This window comes from Pseudomonas sp. OTU750018 (genome assembly GCF_011636575.1).
Lineage (GTDB): Bacteria > Pseudomonadota > Gammaproteobacteria > Pseudomonadales > Pseudomonadaceae > Aquipseudomonas > Aquipseudomonas peli.
On sequence record NZ_JAAPAU010000001.1, the window covers coordinates 301,263 to 316,051 of the forward strand.

28 protein-coding genes are annotated in these 14,789 nt (G+C 58.0%); 11 read left to right on the plus strand and 17 right to left on the minus strand.

What is annotated here, in order from left to right; translation table 11 throughout:
- Positions 1-56 precede the first annotated feature (56 nt).
- Entirely contained in the window at positions 57-983 is a 927-nt protein-coding gene (locus tag HCI85_RS21190) for an HNH endonuclease (protein WP_167141307.1), read from the plus strand.
- A gap of 37 nt (positions 984-1,020) precedes the next feature.
- Here HCI85_RS21190 and HCI85_RS01515 read toward each other — a convergent pair whose 3' ends face one another.
- From HCI85_RS01515 to HCI85_RS01595, 17 genes are all read right to left on the minus strand, one after another.
- A complete protein-coding gene (locus tag HCI85_RS01515) occupies positions 1,021-1,221 on the minus strand; it encodes a hypothetical protein (RefSeq protein ID WP_167141309.1) in 201 nt (66 codons plus the stop codon).
- 106 nt (positions 1,222-1,327) lie between these two features.
- Positions 1,328-1,618 (minus strand): hypothetical protein, encoded by a 291-nt coding sequence (locus HCI85_RS01520; protein ID WP_167141311.1) that lies wholly within the window; start codon positions 1,616-1,618, stop codon positions 1,328-1,330.
- Between the two features lie 699 nt (positions 1,619-2,317).
- On the minus strand, positions 2,318-2,908 hold the full coding sequence (locus HCI85_RS01525) for a DUF6338 family protein (protein ID WP_167141313.1): 591 nt from the start codon (positions 2,906-2,908) through the stop codon (positions 2,318-2,320).
- 79 nt (positions 2,909-2,987) lie between these two features.
- Positions 2,988-3,437 carry a hypothetical protein gene (locus tag HCI85_RS01530; protein ID WP_167141315.1) on the minus strand — a complete coding sequence of 150 codons (450 nt, stop codon included), beginning with the start codon at positions 3,435-3,437 and terminating at the stop codon, positions 2,988-2,990.
- Between the two features lie 85 nt (positions 3,438-3,522).
- Positions 3,523-3,816, minus strand: a complete 294-nt coding sequence (locus HCI85_RS01535) for a hypothetical protein (RefSeq protein ID WP_167141317.1) — start codon at positions 3,814-3,816, stop codon at positions 3,523-3,525.
- 213 nt (positions 3,817-4,029) lie between these two features.
- Complete coding sequence (locus tag HCI85_RS01540; protein ID WP_167141319.1) at positions 4,030-4,389, minus strand: hypothetical protein; 360 nt, start codon at positions 4,387-4,389, stop codon at positions 4,030-4,032.
- Positions 4,382-5,032 (minus strand): recombination protein NinG, encoded by a 651-nt coding sequence (locus HCI85_RS01545; RefSeq protein WP_167141322.1) that lies wholly within the window; start codon positions 5,030-5,032, stop codon positions 4,382-4,384. The genes HCI85_RS01540 and HCI85_RS01545 overlap by 8 nt, the downstream gene beginning before the upstream one ends.
- A complete protein-coding gene (locus tag HCI85_RS01550) occupies positions 5,029-5,340 on the minus strand; it encodes a hypothetical protein (protein ID WP_167141336.1) in 312 nt (103 codons plus the stop codon). Before HCI85_RS01550 ends, HCI85_RS01545 begins: the two co-directional genes overlap by 4 nt.
- Entirely contained in the window at positions 5,337-5,906 is a 570-nt protein-coding gene (locus tag HCI85_RS01555) for a hypothetical protein (RefSeq protein ID WP_241693709.1), read from the minus strand. Before HCI85_RS01555 ends, HCI85_RS01550 begins: the two co-directional genes overlap by 4 nt.
- Entirely contained in the window at positions 5,899-6,234 is a 336-nt protein-coding gene (locus tag HCI85_RS01560; RefSeq protein ID WP_167141337.1) for a hypothetical protein, read from the minus strand. Before HCI85_RS01560 ends, HCI85_RS01555 begins: the two co-directional genes overlap by 8 nt.
- The gene (locus tag HCI85_RS01565) at positions 6,231-6,449 is read right to left on the minus strand and encodes a hypothetical protein (protein ID WP_167141339.1); all 219 of its coding nucleotides are present in this window, start codon (positions 6,447-6,449) and stop codon (positions 6,231-6,233) included. The genes HCI85_RS01560 and HCI85_RS01565 overlap by 4 nt, the downstream gene beginning before the upstream one ends.
- Entirely contained in the window at positions 6,446-6,619 is a 174-nt protein-coding gene (locus HCI85_RS01570; protein WP_167141341.1) for a hypothetical protein, read from the minus strand. Before HCI85_RS01570 ends, HCI85_RS01565 begins: the two co-directional genes overlap by 4 nt.
- On the minus strand, positions 6,609-7,358 hold the full coding sequence (locus tag HCI85_RS01575) for a replication protein P (RefSeq protein WP_167141343.1): 750 nt from the start codon (positions 7,356-7,358) through the stop codon (positions 6,609-6,611). Before HCI85_RS01575 ends, HCI85_RS01570 begins: the two co-directional genes overlap by 11 nt.
- Complete coding sequence (locus HCI85_RS01580) at positions 7,355-8,173, minus strand: hypothetical protein (RefSeq protein WP_167141345.1); 819 nt, start codon at positions 8,171-8,173, stop codon at positions 7,355-7,357. Before HCI85_RS01580 ends, HCI85_RS01575 begins: the two co-directional genes overlap by 4 nt.
- Positions 8,173-8,346: a hypothetical protein gene (locus HCI85_RS01585; protein WP_167141347.1), complete on the minus strand. Its 174-nt coding sequence runs from the start codon at positions 8,344-8,346 to the stop codon at positions 8,173-8,175. Before HCI85_RS01585 ends, HCI85_RS01580 begins: the two co-directional genes overlap by 1 nt.
- 19 nt (positions 8,347-8,365) lie before the next feature.
- On the minus strand, positions 8,366-8,551 hold the full coding sequence (locus HCI85_RS01590; RefSeq protein WP_167141349.1) for a hypothetical protein: 186 nt from the start codon (positions 8,549-8,551) through the stop codon (positions 8,366-8,368).
- A gap of 9 nt (positions 8,552-8,560) precedes the next feature.
- Positions 8,561-8,806 (minus strand): helix-turn-helix domain-containing protein, encoded by a 246-nt coding sequence (locus HCI85_RS01595; RefSeq protein ID WP_167141351.1) that lies wholly within the window; start codon positions 8,804-8,806, stop codon positions 8,561-8,563.
- 116 nt (positions 8,807-8,922) lie between these two features.
- Between HCI85_RS01595 and HCI85_RS01600 the strand changes: the two genes are divergently transcribed.
- The 10 genes from HCI85_RS01600 to rdgC all read left to right on the plus strand — a co-directional run bounded on the left by HCI85_RS01600 (position 8,923) and on the right by rdgC (position 14,775).
- Complete coding sequence (locus tag HCI85_RS01600; RefSeq protein ID WP_167141352.1) at positions 8,923-9,558, plus strand: LexA family protein; 636 nt, start codon at positions 8,923-8,925, stop codon at positions 9,556-9,558.
- 137 nt (positions 9,559-9,695) lie between these two features.
- Positions 9,696-10,067 carry a hypothetical protein gene (locus HCI85_RS01605; RefSeq protein WP_167141354.1) on the plus strand — a complete coding sequence of 124 codons (372 nt, stop codon included), beginning with the start codon at positions 9,696-9,698 and terminating at the stop codon, positions 10,065-10,067.
- Positions 10,060-10,410: a hypothetical protein gene (locus tag HCI85_RS01610; protein ID WP_167141355.1), complete on the plus strand. Its 351-nt coding sequence runs from the start codon at positions 10,060-10,062 to the stop codon at positions 10,408-10,410. Before HCI85_RS01605 ends, HCI85_RS01610 begins: the two co-directional genes overlap by 8 nt.
- On the plus strand, positions 10,403-10,543 hold the full coding sequence (locus HCI85_RS01615) for a hypothetical protein (protein WP_167141357.1): 141 nt from the start codon (positions 10,403-10,405) through the stop codon (positions 10,541-10,543). The genes HCI85_RS01610 and HCI85_RS01615 overlap by 8 nt, the downstream gene beginning before the upstream one ends.
- Positions 10,544-10,663: 120 nt before the next feature.
- Positions 10,664-10,894 carry a helix-turn-helix transcriptional regulator gene (locus tag HCI85_RS01620; protein ID WP_167141359.1) on the plus strand — a complete coding sequence of 77 codons (231 nt, stop codon included), beginning with the start codon at positions 10,664-10,666 and terminating at the stop codon, positions 10,892-10,894.
- A gap of 12 nt (positions 10,895-10,906) precedes the next feature.
- The gene (locus HCI85_RS01625; RefSeq protein WP_176600613.1) at positions 10,907-11,662 is read left to right on the plus strand and encodes a hypothetical protein; all 756 of its coding nucleotides are present in this window, start codon (positions 10,907-10,909) and stop codon (positions 11,660-11,662) included.
- Positions 11,663-11,666: 4 nt separating this feature from the next.
- Positions 11,667-12,731 carry a DUF1351 domain-containing protein gene (locus HCI85_RS01630; RefSeq protein WP_167141361.1) on the plus strand — a complete coding sequence of 355 codons (1,065 nt, stop codon included), beginning with the start codon at positions 11,667-11,669 and terminating at the stop codon, positions 12,729-12,731.
- Positions 12,732-12,802: 71 nt separating this feature from the next.
- Positions 12,803-13,381: a 3'-5' exonuclease gene (locus HCI85_RS01635; RefSeq protein WP_167141363.1), complete on the plus strand. Its 579-nt coding sequence runs from the start codon at positions 12,803-12,805 to the stop codon at positions 13,379-13,381.
- Positions 13,382-13,406: 25 nt separating this feature from the next.
- Entirely contained in the window at positions 13,407-13,796 is a 390-nt protein-coding gene (locus tag HCI85_RS01640; protein ID WP_167141365.1) for a hypothetical protein, read from the plus strand.
- 10 nt (positions 13,797-13,806) lie between these two features.
- Positions 13,807-14,775, plus strand: coding sequence for a recombination-associated protein RdgC (gene rdgC / locus HCI85_RS01645; RefSeq protein ID WP_167141367.1), 969 nt, complete (start codon positions 13,807-13,809; stop codon positions 14,773-14,775).
- The last annotated feature ends 14 nt before the right edge of the window (positions 14,776-14,789 follow it).

Here is a 14,789-nt window from a genome sequence, read left to right on the forward strand (position 1 = left end):
GTCGAACCCTACAGGGGGGCTGGTACTATCAATTCAAATAAACCAGAGGGGCCACGATGGTTGAGAACGAATTTCGCCTTGATGATTATCATCTAGTCGAAGCTGGCCTTACTGGTAGCGGGCACAAGCACTACATAGGGCCTAGATATATCTGCAGATTCTGTGGGCGTGATCGTTCGACTGCGACGTTCAAGCACAAAGCGCACGCGATACCAGAATTCCTAGGCAACCACGCGCTGATCCTCAACTCAGAATGCGACGATTGCAATTCGCACTTCGGAAGCACCATCGAGCCTCACCTTGAGAAGTACACGCGCCCCTTTCGAGCTCTCAACGGCATAACTAACAAGGCGCGAAAAACACCCAAGCACCGAGATGAGCAGATTGAACTGCTGCACATGGATCGTCATACCCGCAATTTAACGATTAAGCTGAGGAATGATGACTCCGTTAAAATGGACGAGGATGGCAAGTCTGTTTCATGGTCCATGAGCCGCGAACCGTTCATACCTTCGCTCGCCCACAAAGCACTCTGCAAAATAGCCGTATCAATTGCGAGCGAACACCACCTACCGTTATTCGAGCCCACAATAAACTGGCTCAATCCTAGATCAGAGGCAGGCCTACGCGTTGTTCCGACACTAGTGGTAGAGACAACAACACCTGGCACCCAATACAGGGGCTGCGCTTACCGACTCTACCTACGGAACACCAACACATTCCCACACTGTCTTTTTTGGATCGCCTTCGGAAGCTACAGCCTACTGACATTCGTTCCAACTCAGCTCGACCGTAATCCTGGGGTAAAGCTGACATCAGAAATCCCATTTGTCCCAGACCAACGCTCGCCTGAGTTAATTGAGGAATTTGGACCTCAAACGCATGAGGAAAGGGACTTATCACCAGACACGCTCACAACCTTTCCACACCGCGTTCAAGTCCATTTTGAAAAAATGGAGCAACACGGCCCACCAACTAGCTAGTACAACAAAGCCCGCACTGGCGGGCTTGTTGACACCGTTACAACGTATCCCGAAGAGGCACAGACTTCTTCCCGGCAACTCTTTCACGACGCTCAAGAATCAATGCATCAGCAATCTTGGCTGAGATGCTAGCCGCGTCATTTCCGTTAATTGGCCGTGACACCAGCACAGATGGCAATGCAGCAGATGCGAACTGATCCCACACGGTTTTCTCTTCATCCGTCAGTACAAGCGTCATACAGGCAACTCCTAGTGGTTGGACCTAAAGCCTACATGCTTGGGAAAAATAAACACAATGTGCAGAAAGCCCGCACTCGGCGGGCTTTCTTTCGTCGCAGGATCGCTCAGGAAGGGGCCGTACTCTCAGACGCAATCACGTCGACGGTACCGTTGAACACAAACCCTGCACTGGCTACACGCATATCACTGCGCAGCAACGGGCTTCGGTAGGCGTCCAGGCTTGGCAGCTGCAGCTGTGGGCCGGCCACCTGGGCCGACACCGCAGCGTCACAGTGCTGAGCCAAAGCCTGGCAATTGTCATAACGATCCAGCGCTACAGCGATCGACTCAGGCGCAGCAAACGCACTACACGCAAACAGCAGGGATGCAGCAATTGAGAGAAAGTACTTCTTCATCAGGTATGCCTCATACAGGGTGAGTGATTGGCATACCGAGTGTTCACGGGAGAGGTGGCGCAGCTCAAACCTTACAGGGGGTCAGCAGCGATGATTAACCACAAGAAGCGGTAACACCGCCGGCTTGATCCTACTTTCCCTTTTTTGGCGCTGGAGGTGGTGCTTTTGGCGGAGTGGCCGGCCGTTGACTTGTCGTCTCTTTGCTCACACCACCTGTTACTGATTTACCAGGCTTCTTAACAGTCTTATCTGTCATTTAGACCTCACTTCTTTTTGGCTGCTGGTGGCGCTGCTGGTGGCGCTGCTGGCCGAGCAATCACAGCCTTCGGTGCAGGGCTAATTCCATCTTGAGCAATAGCTCTACTTGGATCTTTGATTCCTCGCTTTTCACTAGTCATAGATATGCCTCGGAACTAACGACTCGGTGGAGGTGGTGGTGCACTAGGAGGACTCGCAGGTCGCGGGTTAGAAGGCTTGCTATTTCCGCCACCACTTGGCCCGCGCGGTGGCGGAGAAATTCCTCTTTCCTCATACATCGGACACCTCTACTTACTAGGGGCCTTCGGTGGTGCGGGCGGAGGAACTGGCGGGCGCATGTTTGATGGCGCTGGCGGGCTCACATTCATACCCTCATTGACTTGATGACGCTGACTAATCAGCCGTTCAGTTTCGTTACTTTCCTTCGTCATGCTGACTCTCCTACTCTATGAACTCGACCAAATAAACATCTGCGTTAGAGATGAGATAGCTTTCAATCCCGGGCATATCTACCCATTTATTATCTTCATCCATCCAGCAAGGCTGTGTAACCAAAAAATGACCATCCTTCGGGTCGGTTGGCCAGACTGCTGGGTAGCCGAATAACCTCCGACCATCCAGCAGAGTAAGCACCACGCATTTCCCCTCACGCTTGCGGAATGCATATATCCATTCAGGGTAAGATGAGCGCGACGTCAGGGTCCACTTTCTGGCGATGCCGTATAGATAATCGTGGTTTGAAGCGAAAGCGAGCCACAGCCCAAGCAAAACTGCCAGCGTGATACCCCATGCACTCTCAACCTGTTGCGTCCAGTTACCCCAAAGAAACCAATGGCTACCGATGTACTTAAGTACTATCTCTATGCCTGCGACAACCATGGTGATTAACGCTGTGCCTATCAGGGCCTGCACTGTACGCTCGAACTGGCTTGGTTTTTTTACATCTGCTAACCAGTAGAAGATCATCGTCGTTATAAATCCAGGAATGAGCATCTGGACTAACGGAATAATCTTCGTTGCAAGGTCTTCCATAACCACTTCACCACATGCTGTCGTATAGCCAGCAATATAGCCGCATTAAGTTGATTCACAAACCTGCTGCGCCACTCTGCTAGCCATCTAAATCAGTCAACCTTGTAAAAATCCGCTCCAAACGATTCAGCCTTCTGCTCAGTTCTCCGCCCTGCAGGCCAGATTGATGCCCTACTTCAATCGCAGCAGTCTGCATAACAACCCCCGCCATTAGCTGTGCCAACATCCGATCCTCTTTCGGCGTGAGAGTCAGCACCTGGTCGCCGATATCGATCTTCACTGTCCCGTCTGGCAGCAGCATCTTGCTGATAACCCTTGCTGGTGGATGAGTCTCAGCCGGCACGTATACCCCGCGCTGCACACGTACCACCAGCCCATCGTCGACAAGTGCGCCAAGACGATCGTCGATGATGGAGAGTTTGAGTCCGGTCAGCGCATTCAGTGTTTCCCGGGTAACGACCTGCTCCTGGGCGTGCAAGTCCTGCACAGCCTCAAGAATGATCTGCGTCGATGATCGTTTCGTTGTCATGCCCTTTCCCCCACTCAACGTATCAACCCCTGCTCACGCAATATTCGGTACTGCTCGGCCAGCCAGGCCTGGAACACTGGATCTTTCACTGCTCGCCACCCTTCCACTCAAGCGCCTGAGCACTCTCCAGCGCAGCCTGGACGCTGCAGGCTGCATCGTGCTGGTCGACTGACACACAGCTGTCCTCGTCCTCTATCTCGTCGCGCATATAGCTGTCGCGGTAGACGCGAATGGCATCGCGGAGAGTGCGCAGGGCTTCAAGTTCGGCGTATAGGCCGGCAGGGATGCGGTTTGGCTGGGTGGCCTGCCGCTTTTCCTGCTTGGCAATGGCCGCAAGGTATTGATCCCGCATTTCGTCGTGCTCGATGGTGTCAGTCACTTCCAATTCTCCACGCCGTCGCGCTCTGCGCTTTTTGCCCACTCACTGCCGAAGACCTGCATGTCGCCCTCGAAACACGGTGGCTCTGATTTACTCTTGAAGCCGGCCAGCCAGAAGCAACCGCTGTGCTGGGTGGCGCCGCAGTGGTCGCACTGCATCCAGGCGCCGAAGCCGGTGGCGCTCTGGCGCCGGTAGTGGTGCTGTCTCACTCCATCACGCATATTGAAATTTCAGATACTTGCCCTGCGGCAGCGGTATCCAGATCCAGCCGTAATAGTCGTCGCCGGCTGGGCATCCGCCGCTACGCTGGTCGATGTAGATGTAACGGAACGCGGTACCAGACTCGTCCTGGCGTCCGCCGCCATGCGTTTCGGTCAGTTCGAAATCGCACACGAAGCTGTCGGCGCAGTAGTCAATGAACTTCTCGATGCTGGCCAGCTTTCGCGGGCTCACCAGCAACGCGACCTGCGCCATAACCTCGCGCCTGTTCTGCTCAAGTTCGGCATAGTGCTTATGCATTGCGGCGGCGTAGTCGGCTTCGATATCGGCCCCGGTTATCGTCGATTCAGACATGGCTGGCCTCCTGTTGTTTTTTCAGCTCGCGCAGCTTCAGCCGGTACAAGGCCGCTATCTGCTTCAGATCCTCGATGCTGTATTTCTTGGGTTCGTGCGGACCTTCCAGCCAGGCCAGCGCCTCGGCGCCGATCTTCTTCACCAGTCGAATGCGGTACTCGACGATGTTTCCTGACTTCTCCAAATTGCAGTTCTTGTTGCACTGGCGATGCACGTTCAGCGGCTCGAAACGCAGCTCGGGGCAGGCGCCGACGGTGCGGTAGTGCCCGGCGCAGTACTGAACATCGGCGGTGGTGCCGCACGAGATGCAGGGCTGGCCAGCGTCACGCGCTCGGATGTATGCGTTGAAAGCGTCCTGAGCCGTTTTGGCGTAATCGCCTCGGCCTTTCAGCTTTTCCTTGCGCACCTTTATTTCCCGGCGATCGCGCTGCTCAATAGCCATACGGGCCTTCTTCTGGTTGCCAGGCTGATCAGCAACGGCCAGGCCGCACTTCCAGCAGCAGACCTTCTGCCCGAGCTGGGTTGGCGTGAATTTGGTTTTGCAGGCATCGTTTTCGCAGGTCTTCTGGCGCGGTTTGCGCTCAGTGATGCCGCTGGCCTTGGCCTTGAGCGGCGTCGATCGCTTCAGCTCGGTGCGCTTCACGCCGGCACCTCACTAGATTTCTGGAACTCTGGCGCGAAGTCGCCGCGCAGGGGCATGAGCCGGCGCTCTTGAAAGCAGGCATGACCATAAGTGGAAATGATGGTCCCGTCGGGTTTGCGAGATAGCCCACGCACCCTGCCTTGAACAAGCCAGCACTCAGCATCTGCGTACCTTTCAATGCGATCAGGCGCTAGATACTCCTCGTCTTTCCGAAGATGCTGAATCAGCTCAACAACGCAGCCGACGTTCTCCGGAACCAACTTGCACTCAATGACCAAAGCCAGGTCACCAACCTTGAACGGACTCACTGCGCACGCTCCCCTGGCATGAGGTCGGTCATTGCCTCGATCGCCTCTTCGGTAAGGGTCGGCCAATAGTGCTCGATAAGGTGCTGGCAGATGCCACGCCAGAACTCGCGAAAGCGTTCCTCTGGCATGTAGTCAAAGCTGATTGATTCAGGAATCAGGCGCATCACCCGGCCCAGGTCGGGAATGTCGAACGCCTCATAGGTGCAGCAAACTCCGGCATCAAGCTGCAGCTTTTTGATCGTGGTGTGAGCGTCCAGGCCCTGAAACTTGTCGATCTGCTCACTCACCAGGCGGCCGAGGGCGTGCACCAGGCGATGGAATTTGATGTTGCGGGCTTTCTTGATTTCGCAGCGCACCTGGTCGCCGACGCGGTATTCGCGTTCCTTGCATAGATAGCGATCGATGCTGCTGTCAGCCACCAGGGCTTTAATCAGTTCGCCCGTTTCCTGATCAACCACCGGGCGCCAAACCATGTAAATCGGACGGCCTGCGCGCTTCTTGGCCGCTGTCTTGGCTTTCTCTGCCTGGGGCTTTGTCGGTGTTGTTGCTGTCGCTGTGTCAGCCATGGCCCACCTCCCGCTCCATCAGCTCGAGAATCTCGGATACACCACGGGCAAAGCTCGGCGGCTTGCCCACCGCACAGCGGCGCAGCTTGTCCAGCACATCCAGCCGGCCTTTCTGGTGGTTCAGTGAGTGGCCAGCACTGCGCACTATTTCCGTGGCGTGCCGGCGGCCTTCGAGGAAACCGAGCCGGTCGAAGTGGCCGACGACTTCTGCCTGTACCGCCACGGGCACAGGATTAATCGGCGCGGCCGGCTGCACTGCAGTAGCCGGTACCGGTACCGCACCTTTGGCCATTGCCCTGGCCAGTGCTTGTTCAGCAATCGGGTTCACTGAGCACCATCCTTGGCCCAGCCCATCACCTTGTACTTGAGGAAATCGCCAGCGCGTGCAGCCACATCGCAATGCGCCTTGGTTACGCCGTAGGTTGTGACATGCTCGCCATGCGGTTCTGGTGCGTCACCGACCTTACGGGCAACGATGATCACCTGGTCATAGCCGAACTCTTTAGCGATACGCTCGGCTGCTGAAATTGGAATCGGAATCACTGCGCACCTCCCCGGCCGATCACGGCCAAACGTCCGTCGGCCACCAGCACTCGGCGAGTGCCACGGCTTAGCAAAAGCAGATCACCCTCGCGGCACAGCACGTAACCGCGACCGATCAGCCAGTCGATATCGCTCCGCAGGGAGTCCTGCAGGCGGCGTTCAAGATTCATGGGGGGCACCTCGCTTCACGCGCATCTTGGTCAGCAGCTGCTGGCGGGCCTGCTCACCGGTTACAACGTCCAGGCCCTGGCGGCGCATCAACTCCTGCACCACACGCTCGCCACGGCGATCGGCCTGCTCTGGGGTCAATTCACGGCCTTCGCTCTGGTCTTCAATGCCCTGGCGGGGTTCTTCCAGTGGCAGCCCCATCGATAGCCGGCGTCGCAGCTGGTAGTACGCATGGCCGAAACGCTTGCGTAGGGTTTCTTCAGGAATGCTGCTGCATCGCAGGTTGAACCACCCCACAGAAGATCCTGCGAGGCGCACAGCCTCATGGCTCCATGCGTGGTGGCCAGGGTTCGCGCATTTGCGCACCACCTCACGCCAGGCCACTTCCTCGTCGGGCAGGCCAAGATCCTCGGCAGTCGGTACACACAGCTTCACGAACTTGCCAACGCTTGGCGCAAAGTCGGTTTCGAGTGCGCGGCAGGCTTCGATGCCGTACCGCAGCTGGTCGATGGTGTTGATCCCCGAGCGCATGAACCCTTTCACCCAGGAACGCTTGGCGCGATTCTCTGCGGCATCGTTCGGCCAGGCCTGGCGCCACGCAGGGAAGATGCTCTTCAGCTCGTCAAACAGCTTGTTGACGATCTGGGCAGTCTCCGCAGTCGGCTTGCGCGCGCGAATGTCCTGCACCTGCTCAGTTGGCAGGTTGGGCAAAGTATTCAGCACTTCGGTCGCGGGTTTCATACACCGTCGTCCTCTTCAATCCAGGTCGTATCGTTCGGGTCTTTCTTCACCGGCTTGGCCATGCCACGCCTTTCCAGATCGTCCTGTGCACGCCGCATCCAGTTGCGCCAGGTGGCTGGCCAATCGGCCTTGGGCTCACCAGTGCCCTTGAAGTGATCGCTAAACCGCTCGGTCTCACGGTCAAGGTTCACGGCCGGCGCCTTTTCACCGGCCCATGCCAGCATTTCGCTCGTCATCAGAAATGGCAGTTGCAGAGCGTGCTTAGGCTTTGCCCGTGTCGGTTTCTCAGCAGGCGCAGCAGGCTTTACCGGTTTCGTAGGCTTGGCCGGTTTCGCAGCAGGGGGGATAGGGGGGTTATTACTCTTATCTCCTCTACTCTTATCTGAGGCGTCACCGTGCGTCACACCTGCGTCACCAGTCGTCACGCCTGCGGGCTGCTTTTTCCTCTCTCGCCACTCCCGAGTCCGCGCCGTACTTGAGTCTTCGCGTTTTGGCTGGCGTTCATCCCAGCGCGCAATCCGCTGATCCTCGATCAACCCACGGTCAACCAACGCCGCAAAAATCTGCGAGGTTTTCCCGTCGGCAAAGCCCAACAGCACGTCGTGGTCGTCACAGTCGAACCCAACCACATCACCGCGAGTCACCGGCCTGTCACCCTGCGTCACACCTGCGTCACCAGCCGTCACAGAACTGGCCCGCTCAAGCACACAAGCCCACACAGCAATCACCTCACCCACCGTCGCGCCGGCCATACGGGCCACGCGCTGCAGCTTCGGGTCGGTCACTGAGCCGTGCCACCAACGGAACCAATCCATCAGATCGCCTCGGCTTTCATGGCCCGCTCAACGATCTGCACCACGGCCGCTTCCGGTGTGATGCCCAGGCTGGCGGCGTACCGCTCCAGCCTGGCGCGCTCCGGTACCGACATTTCGCTCAGCGACTGCTGCACCAGCGTCTCGCCGTCTTCAGGTGTTCGCATCGTTTTCAACAGGGCCTCCCCAGGGCCTTCAGGCCGCATTGCTAATTGCCTTACGCTCTTCTGCATCCAGCCAGGCCTCGACGGCCAGGCGCACCAGCACTGCACGGCGCAACTTGCGCTGACGGCACTGGGCCAAGATCCGATCCAAGGTTTCATCGTCGAATCGCGCCTTGATTTCGTTCTCTTTCACAAAAACCGGTAGATCGCTGCTCATGGTGAATCCCTATGCCGCTTCATCCCCGGAGACCTCAGCTTTGAAGCGATCCGGGTACAGGATGTGGAGCTCGGTAAGCTCCCCGTCGAAAACCTTGCAGAGCTTTTCTGCCAGGGCTGTCGACGCCTGCTGTTTTTCGTTCTCGATTCGCGAAAGGTTGCCGGTGTCTATGTCGCAATCGACCGCCCGGAGGCGATCAACTAGATCGGCAAGACGCCAGCCTTTGGCTTTTCTGGCTTGCTTCAACGGAGTCATTTCAGGGCCTCTGGTGTGTTCTCCCAATAACATTCTGCAAATTTCGCAGAAGCATAGCAAGAAATTCTGCAAATTCCGCTTTGCGTGAAATGCAGAAGGTTCAGAAAATGGAATCTATGAATATCGGTGAAGCCATACGCGCAGCGCGCAAGAACAAGGGTTGGACTCTGGAGAAGCTTGCCCAGGAGGCAGGCACTGACACCGGTAACCTTTCCCGGCTTGAACGCGGCCTACAGCAAGTTAATGAACACCTGATGCAAAAGCTGATGGGGCTTCTCAACGTCTCCGTTTCAGTGAGCGCACCAGGTGTGTCCAGCAATATCGTGGACGGCCCATCCATACGCGGCATGGTTCCGCTAATTTCCTGGGTGCAGGCCGGCAGCTGGTGTGAGGTGTCGGATATCTACGCCGTTGGCGATGCCGAGCAGTGGCTGCCCTGCCCTGTAACTCACGGCCCACGGACCTATGCTGTCCGCATCCGCGGCGAGTCGATGAATAACCCGCATGAGCGCGTGTCATTCCAAGATGGCGATATCGTCTTCGTTGACCCCGATCGCGACGCAATGCACCGGTCGTTTGTGGTGGCCAAGCTCACCGACACCCAAGAAGCCACCTTCAAGCAGCTGATCATCGAAGGCACTGAAAAATACCTGAAGGCGCTCAACCCTTCCTGGCCTGAACCGTTTATCAGAGTGAACGGCAATGCCGAGTTCGCTGGTGTGGCAATTGCCAAGCACGTCCCCCTGATCTAAGCCCCCGCCCGAACAGAAGCCCGCCGTTGTGCGGGCTTTTTTTTGCCTCTTTTTCAAATCTGCACTTGACGCATATTGAATTCTGCGAATAATGCAATCCATGAATCTGCAAATATCGCAGAAACGAGGCGACCAATATGCAAGCACATCAAATCAGCAACTCAGGCTCGAAAGAGTCAGGCCACTACCAGGCAATCGCCCAGGACGAACACCGCGCACGCTCCATGAGCGAAATGCGCAGCCTGGTGCTGACCGATATCGGTTATGCCGACCCGCAGACCTGCAGCGCCTTCGCTGACTTCTGCGCCGAGCGCCTGACTAGTGAACTCACCATGGCCCTGTGCCTGGCGAAGATCCACGGCGATGGCGGCCTTCTCTCCCAGGCTCTTTCTGACCTTGGTGAGCACGTTAAAGGCTGCCGCAAAGCGTTCTGCGAGCAAGAGGTAGACCGCCGCATCGCCGCTGCCCAGGTTGCCAACGAAGCCATGCTGGAGCGCGCCCATGTCTAGCACTGGCTTGCACCTCATCCGTCGCGCTATCGCCGACCTGCAGCGCAGTACCAGCGGCACTGTCTTCGAGCGCGCCGTAAACACCGCATATGCCAAAGGAATGATCGAACTGGCCTATGCCGAAAGCCTGCTCAACGACACCCAGTACGACGATTTTAACCGCCAGGTAAACGACGTGAACCAGGTCGATCGCCTGCCAGTGGTTGACACCAGCGCTTGGCAGGCATGCAACCCAGCTTGCGACCCCGAATTTGACGGTGCAAAGAGCCGCTTCTGCATGTGCGCGCCAGCCAAGGCAGCAATGCAGCTCGCTGCTAAGCCGCAGGAGGTGGCAAGTGCTTAAGCGATTCACCGGTACTCGCATCAACGACGCACTGCGCAAAGCCATTGCAGCAGGCGTTACCGAGCCTCAGCAAATTCGCAGCACCTGCCGCCGTCACGGCTTCTGGGTACTGCTCTGCGAGGTGTCGGCATGACCCGCTACCAACGTGCAAGGCGCTACGTCTTCTGGCGCGGCCTGGTTATCGCTCTGGTGGTTTTCACCGGCTACATCTTCGCGCTCGGCCTGGCCGACCGCATTACCAACGGGTGAGCCCATGGACACAACAACACCCACAGACACGCTGATCCGCCTGCCAGAAGTAATGGCGCTGACCGGCCTGTCTCGCACCTCGATCTACCGCCGAGTGAAAGACAAGACCTTCCCGAAGTCTTGCCCGCTCAGCGAGTCGGAAGCGCGCAGCGCACCTATTGCCTGGTCCCTCGCTGAAGTGAAGGACTGGATTGAAGAACGTAAGAACGCCCGCACCGCTGAAAAAGTGGCGTAAAGGAGAGCAAACATGGCTCAGGACAAAGCAAATCCGAAAATGGCGGTCTGGAATCAGGTCAGTACCACCCCTGTCCAGTACACCGAAACCGTTCACTTTGACGGCCGCGATATCACTCAGATCGACGGCATGTATGTCGTCATGCGTGCCACCGAGCTGTTTGGCCCAATCGGTAAGGGCTGGGGCTTTGACATCATCGAAGATCGCTTCGACAAAGGGGCGCCACTCCTCGACAAAAACGGCGAAGTGATGGCGTGGGAGCTGATGCATACCCTTCTGCTCAAACTCTGGTACGTGCACGCAGGCAAACGCTGCTACAGCACCCAGTACGGTCACACCCCATTTGTCCGCAAAGGCCAATACGGCCCCTACACCGACTTCGATGCGTGCAAAAAGAGCCTGACTGACGCCATCAAGAAGTGCCTCAGCCTGGCTGGCTTCTGCGCAGACGTATACCTCGGAATGTTCGATGACCCGATCTACGTCGAAGGTCTTGAGCTCAAAAAGCGCCTCGAAGAAGCCGGCGATGCCGACTCGGTACTGGATGAAGCAAAAACCGAGTTCAAGGAATGGCTCTCACGCCAGATCAGCGCCCTGCCGCGCTGCCCAAACCCACGCGCCCTGCACCTCATGTACCAAAAAATCATGCAGCAGGCGCGTGCCAAAGCCGTTGTCGTCAAGTTCAACCCAGATGACGTTGAGGCCCGCATCAACGAGGCCTACGAAGAACGCAAAGCCGAATTAGCCAAAGAATCAAACGGAGCATAACGCCATGACCACCATTGAAAAAGTTGACCTTAAAAAAGGCACCGTCGAGGTAGCCGAGTACACCAAAACCAATGCTGCTCTGGAAATGCTGCGCGAGAAGTACGCAGTTTTGCCGGACGTAAACACCAATGAGGGCTATGAGCTGGTCAAGGCTGGCATCAAAGAACTGACCACCCTCCGCACCACCCTGGAAGCGGCCCGCAAACGTGTGAAAGACCCCTACCTGCAGGCAGGCAAGATCATCGACTCCGAAGCCAAGCGCATAACCAGTGAGTTGGAGAAGCTGGAAGAGCCGATGAAAGCCGCCAAAAAGGAAGTGGACGACCGTGTCGAGCGCGAGCGCCAGGAGCGCATCGCCCGCCTGCAGGTGAAGGTCGACGCCATTAAGGCCATGCCAGGCCAAGTGCGAGGCAAGTCCTCTACTGAAATAGCCGACATGCTCGACCGTGTTGGTGAAATCGACGCTATGCACGACTACTACGACCTCACCAAAGAGGCCGTAGCGGCTCGCGATGCGGCGATGAATGAACTAACTCAGATGCTGACCGACTGCCTTGCTCTCGAAGCAGCAGAAGCTGAGAACAAGCGCATCGAGGCGCAGAACGCCGAGCTGCGCCGCCAGCAAGAAGCCCAGCAGGCCGAGTTGCGCCGCCAGCAAGAAGAGCTGGAGCGCCAACAACAGGAAATCCAGCGCCAGCAGGAAGAAATGCGGCAGCAGCGCGAGGCCCTTGAGCGCGCCCAGGCCGCCCTCAATCAGCCAGCACCAGCAGCTGACCCGGTCGTCATTGACGAACCAGCAGCACCTGTTGCGGTGGCTGCACCTATCGCGACTGCGCCGGCCGAGCAGCCAGCAGCGCCTGCAAGAAAGGCGAAACCAGACAACCGCCAGTGGCGTGCAGTCGTCACCGACAAGAGCGCGCTGATCGCCGCCATCGCCGCCGGCTTCGGTACCGAGGATCTGCTGATCATCGACCAGGCCGCGCTGGACAGCCTGGCCAACGACAAGCGCCAGGCCCTGCAATTGGCCGGCGTAGTCGCTGAGCCGGTACCGGCTTCCCAAGCAGCTTAACCCACCCTGAGTTACCCACCACGCCGGCCATTCGGCGTGGGTTGGGGCTCCTTTTGCCCGAGGAACGTGAAATGCAACCTCTGATCAACGTGTTCGACACCGAAACTTCTGGCATGCCGGACTGGAAAAACCCCAGCGAAGCCGGCCACCAGCCTCACATCGTCGAGATTGCCAGCCTGCTGTGTGACGCCGCCGGCAATGTGATCGACCGCTACCAGGCGATCGTCCGCCCGTCCGGTTGGGAAATCTCCCCGGAAATGACTGCCATTCACGGCATCACCCACGAACAGGCCATGGACGAAGGCATCCCAGAAATCGAAGCCCTCGACGGCTTCCTGGCCCTGCATGCCCGCGCCAGCATCCGCGCCGCCCACAACGCCACTTTCGACGACCGGATCATCCGCATCGCCATGTCGCGCTACCACTCCAAAGAGCTGGCCGACAGCTTCAAGGAAACCACCGAGAAGTACTGCACCTGCTACAGCTCGCGCGTTCCAGTTGGCCTGGGCAAGTTGCCAACCCTGGCTGAAGCCTACAAGCACTTCACCGGCCAGGATCTGGTGGAAGCGCACCGCGCTATGCCCGACACCGAGGCCTGTGCCCGCATTTACTTCGCCCTGCATGGCTTGACCATGCCGGTCGCAGCCTAACCGTTAGCCAGTCGGGAGAGCTGCCATGCACCACCTCACAACACTCAACCTGCCGACCCTGTCATCCAAGGACGCTGATCGCCGCTGGCTGGCAACCATGATGGCCGACGCAGGGGTCGTGCAGGTTATTGAGTCACCTATCGAACCGCGTCCGCTGGCCAACGGCCAGTGGACTGCGGGCGACATGACCGTCATCACCCAGGCACGCCGCGAAGAGCAATCGCAAAAGCAGGCCCGTCGCTCTGGCCGCCCACACGGCACCACTGCCGACGACACCGCCTTGGTGGAGCGCGCCCGTTCCATGGCAACCCTCGGCCTGTCCCGCTTCGCCGCTTCACGCGCACTGAAGATCGGCTGCGACCGCCTCGACCGCATGAGCCGCACCCACAACATCACCTTCAAGAAAGCCGAATAGGAGCATCGCCATGTGGTTCCGTAACCTTCTGGTCTACCGCCTCACCCAGCAAGTAGAAGCACTGCTGCAACGCATTGTCTTCAGCATCACCGACGACGCAGCCGACCCACTTGAGTTCGAGCTGGACAAAGCCCTGGCAGCCAAGCCAGCCCGCGCCTGCGCCACTCAGGAAATGGCCACCTACGGCTTTATCCCGCCATTCGGAAAAGGTGAAGACGCCCCACTGGTGCACTGCAGCAGCGGGTACCTGCTGATCGCCGCCCGCAAGGAAGAACGCATCCTGCCTGGCAGTGTTGTTCGTGACGCCCTCAAAGAGAAGGTCGACGCGATCGAGTCCGAGCAACTGCGCAAGGTCTACAAAAAGGAGCGTGACCAACTCAAGGACGATCTGATTCAAGAGCTGCTGCCACGGGCATTCAGTCGTAAGCGCGTCACCTACGCCGCAATTATGCCCCGCGAAGGTTTGATTCTGATCGACACCACCAGCGCCAAACAGGCCGAGGATCTGCTTTCCACCCTGCGCGAATGCCTGGGCAGCCTGCCGGTGCGCCCGGTCACCGTGAAAATCGCACCGACCGCCACCTTCACCGACTGGCTCAAGCAGCAACAAGCCGCACCAGACTTCCACGTCCTCGACCAGGCATTGCTGCGCGACACCCACGACGACGGCGGCAGCATCACTGCCAAGCACCAGGACCTAACCGGCGACGAGATTCAGGTGCACCTCAGTGCCGGCAAGCAGGTCACCAAACTGGCTGTGGGCTGGCAGGACAAGTTGTCGTTTGTGATCGATGACGGCCTGGCCGTTTCGGGCCTGCGCTTCGATGGCCTGCTGCAGGATCAGGCGGAACAGGACGGCGGCGATGACGCCCTCGCCCAACAAGACGCCAGCTTCGTTCTGATGATGCTCACCTTCACCGACTTTCTGCCGGCGCTGCTCGAAGCGCTGGGCGGCGAAGACATCCCGCAAAGCATCTGACCAGCCATCAGCTA

Coding starts and splice junctions, on each gene's coding strand:
- HCI85_RS21190 (WP_167141307.1), top strand. CDS start 57: ATGGTTGAGAACGAATTTCGCCTTGATGATTATCATCTAGTCGAAGCT.
- HCI85_RS01515 (WP_167141309.1), bottom strand. CDS start 1,221: ATGACGCTTGTACTGACGGATGAAGAGAAAACCGTGTGGGATCAGTTC.
- HCI85_RS01520 (WP_167141311.1), bottom strand. CDS start 1,618: ATGAAGAAGTACTTTCTCTCAATTGCTGCATCCCTGCTGTTTGCGTGT.
- HCI85_RS01525 (WP_167141313.1), bottom strand. CDS start 2,908: ATGGAAGACCTTGCAACGAAGATTATTCCGTTAGTCCAGATGCTCATT.
- HCI85_RS01530 (WP_167141315.1), bottom strand. CDS start 3,437: ATGACAACGAAACGATCATCGACGCAGATCATTCTTGAGGCTGTGCAG.
- HCI85_RS01540 (WP_167141319.1), bottom strand. CDS start 4,389: ATGTCTGAATCGACGATAACCGGGGCCGATATCGAAGCCGACTACGCC.
- HCI85_RS01555 (WP_241693709.1), bottom strand. CDS start 5,906: ATGGCTGACACAGCGACAGCAACAACACCGACAAAGCCCCAGGCAGAG.
- HCI85_RS01570 (WP_167141341.1), bottom strand. CDS start 6,619: ATGAATCTTGAACGCCGCCTGCAGGACTCCCTGCGGAGCGATATCGAC.
- HCI85_RS01575 (WP_167141343.1), bottom strand. CDS start 7,358: ATGAAACCCGCGACCGAAGTGCTGAATACTTTGCCCAACCTGCCAACT.
- HCI85_RS01580 (WP_167141345.1), bottom strand. CDS start 8,173: ATGGATTGGTTCCGTTGGTGGCACGGCTCAGTGACCGACCCGAAGCTG.
- HCI85_RS01590 (WP_167141349.1), bottom strand. CDS start 8,551: ATGAGCAGCGATCTACCGGTTTTTGTGAAAGAGAACGAAATCAAGGCG.
- HCI85_RS01595 (WP_167141351.1), bottom strand. CDS start 8,806: ATGACTCCGTTGAAGCAAGCCAGAAAAGCCAAAGGCTGGCGTCTTGCC.
- HCI85_RS01600 (WP_167141352.1), top strand. CDS start 8,923: ATGAATATCGGTGAAGCCATACGCGCAGCGCGCAAGAACAAGGGTTGG.
- HCI85_RS01605 (WP_167141354.1), top strand. CDS start 9,696: ATGCAAGCACATCAAATCAGCAACTCAGGCTCGAAAGAGTCAGGCCAC.
- HCI85_RS01610 (WP_167141355.1), top strand. CDS start 10,060: ATGTCTAGCACTGGCTTGCACCTCATCCGTCGCGCTATCGCCGACCTG.
- HCI85_RS01620 (WP_167141359.1), top strand. CDS start 10,664: ATGGACACAACAACACCCACAGACACGCTGATCCGCCTGCCAGAAGTA.
- HCI85_RS01625 (WP_176600613.1), top strand. CDS start 10,907: ATGGCTCAGGACAAAGCAAATCCGAAAATGGCGGTCTGGAATCAGGTC.
- HCI85_RS01630 (WP_167141361.1), top strand. CDS start 11,667: ATGACCACCATTGAAAAAGTTGACCTTAAAAAAGGCACCGTCGAGGTA.
- HCI85_RS01635 (WP_167141363.1), top strand. CDS start 12,803: ATGCAACCTCTGATCAACGTGTTCGACACCGAAACTTCTGGCATGCCG.
- HCI85_RS01640 (WP_167141365.1), top strand. CDS start 13,407: ATGCACCACCTCACAACACTCAACCTGCCGACCCTGTCATCCAAGGAC.
- rdgC (WP_167141367.1), top strand. CDS start 13,807: ATGTGGTTCCGTAACCTTCTGGTCTACCGCCTCACCCAGCAAGTAGAA.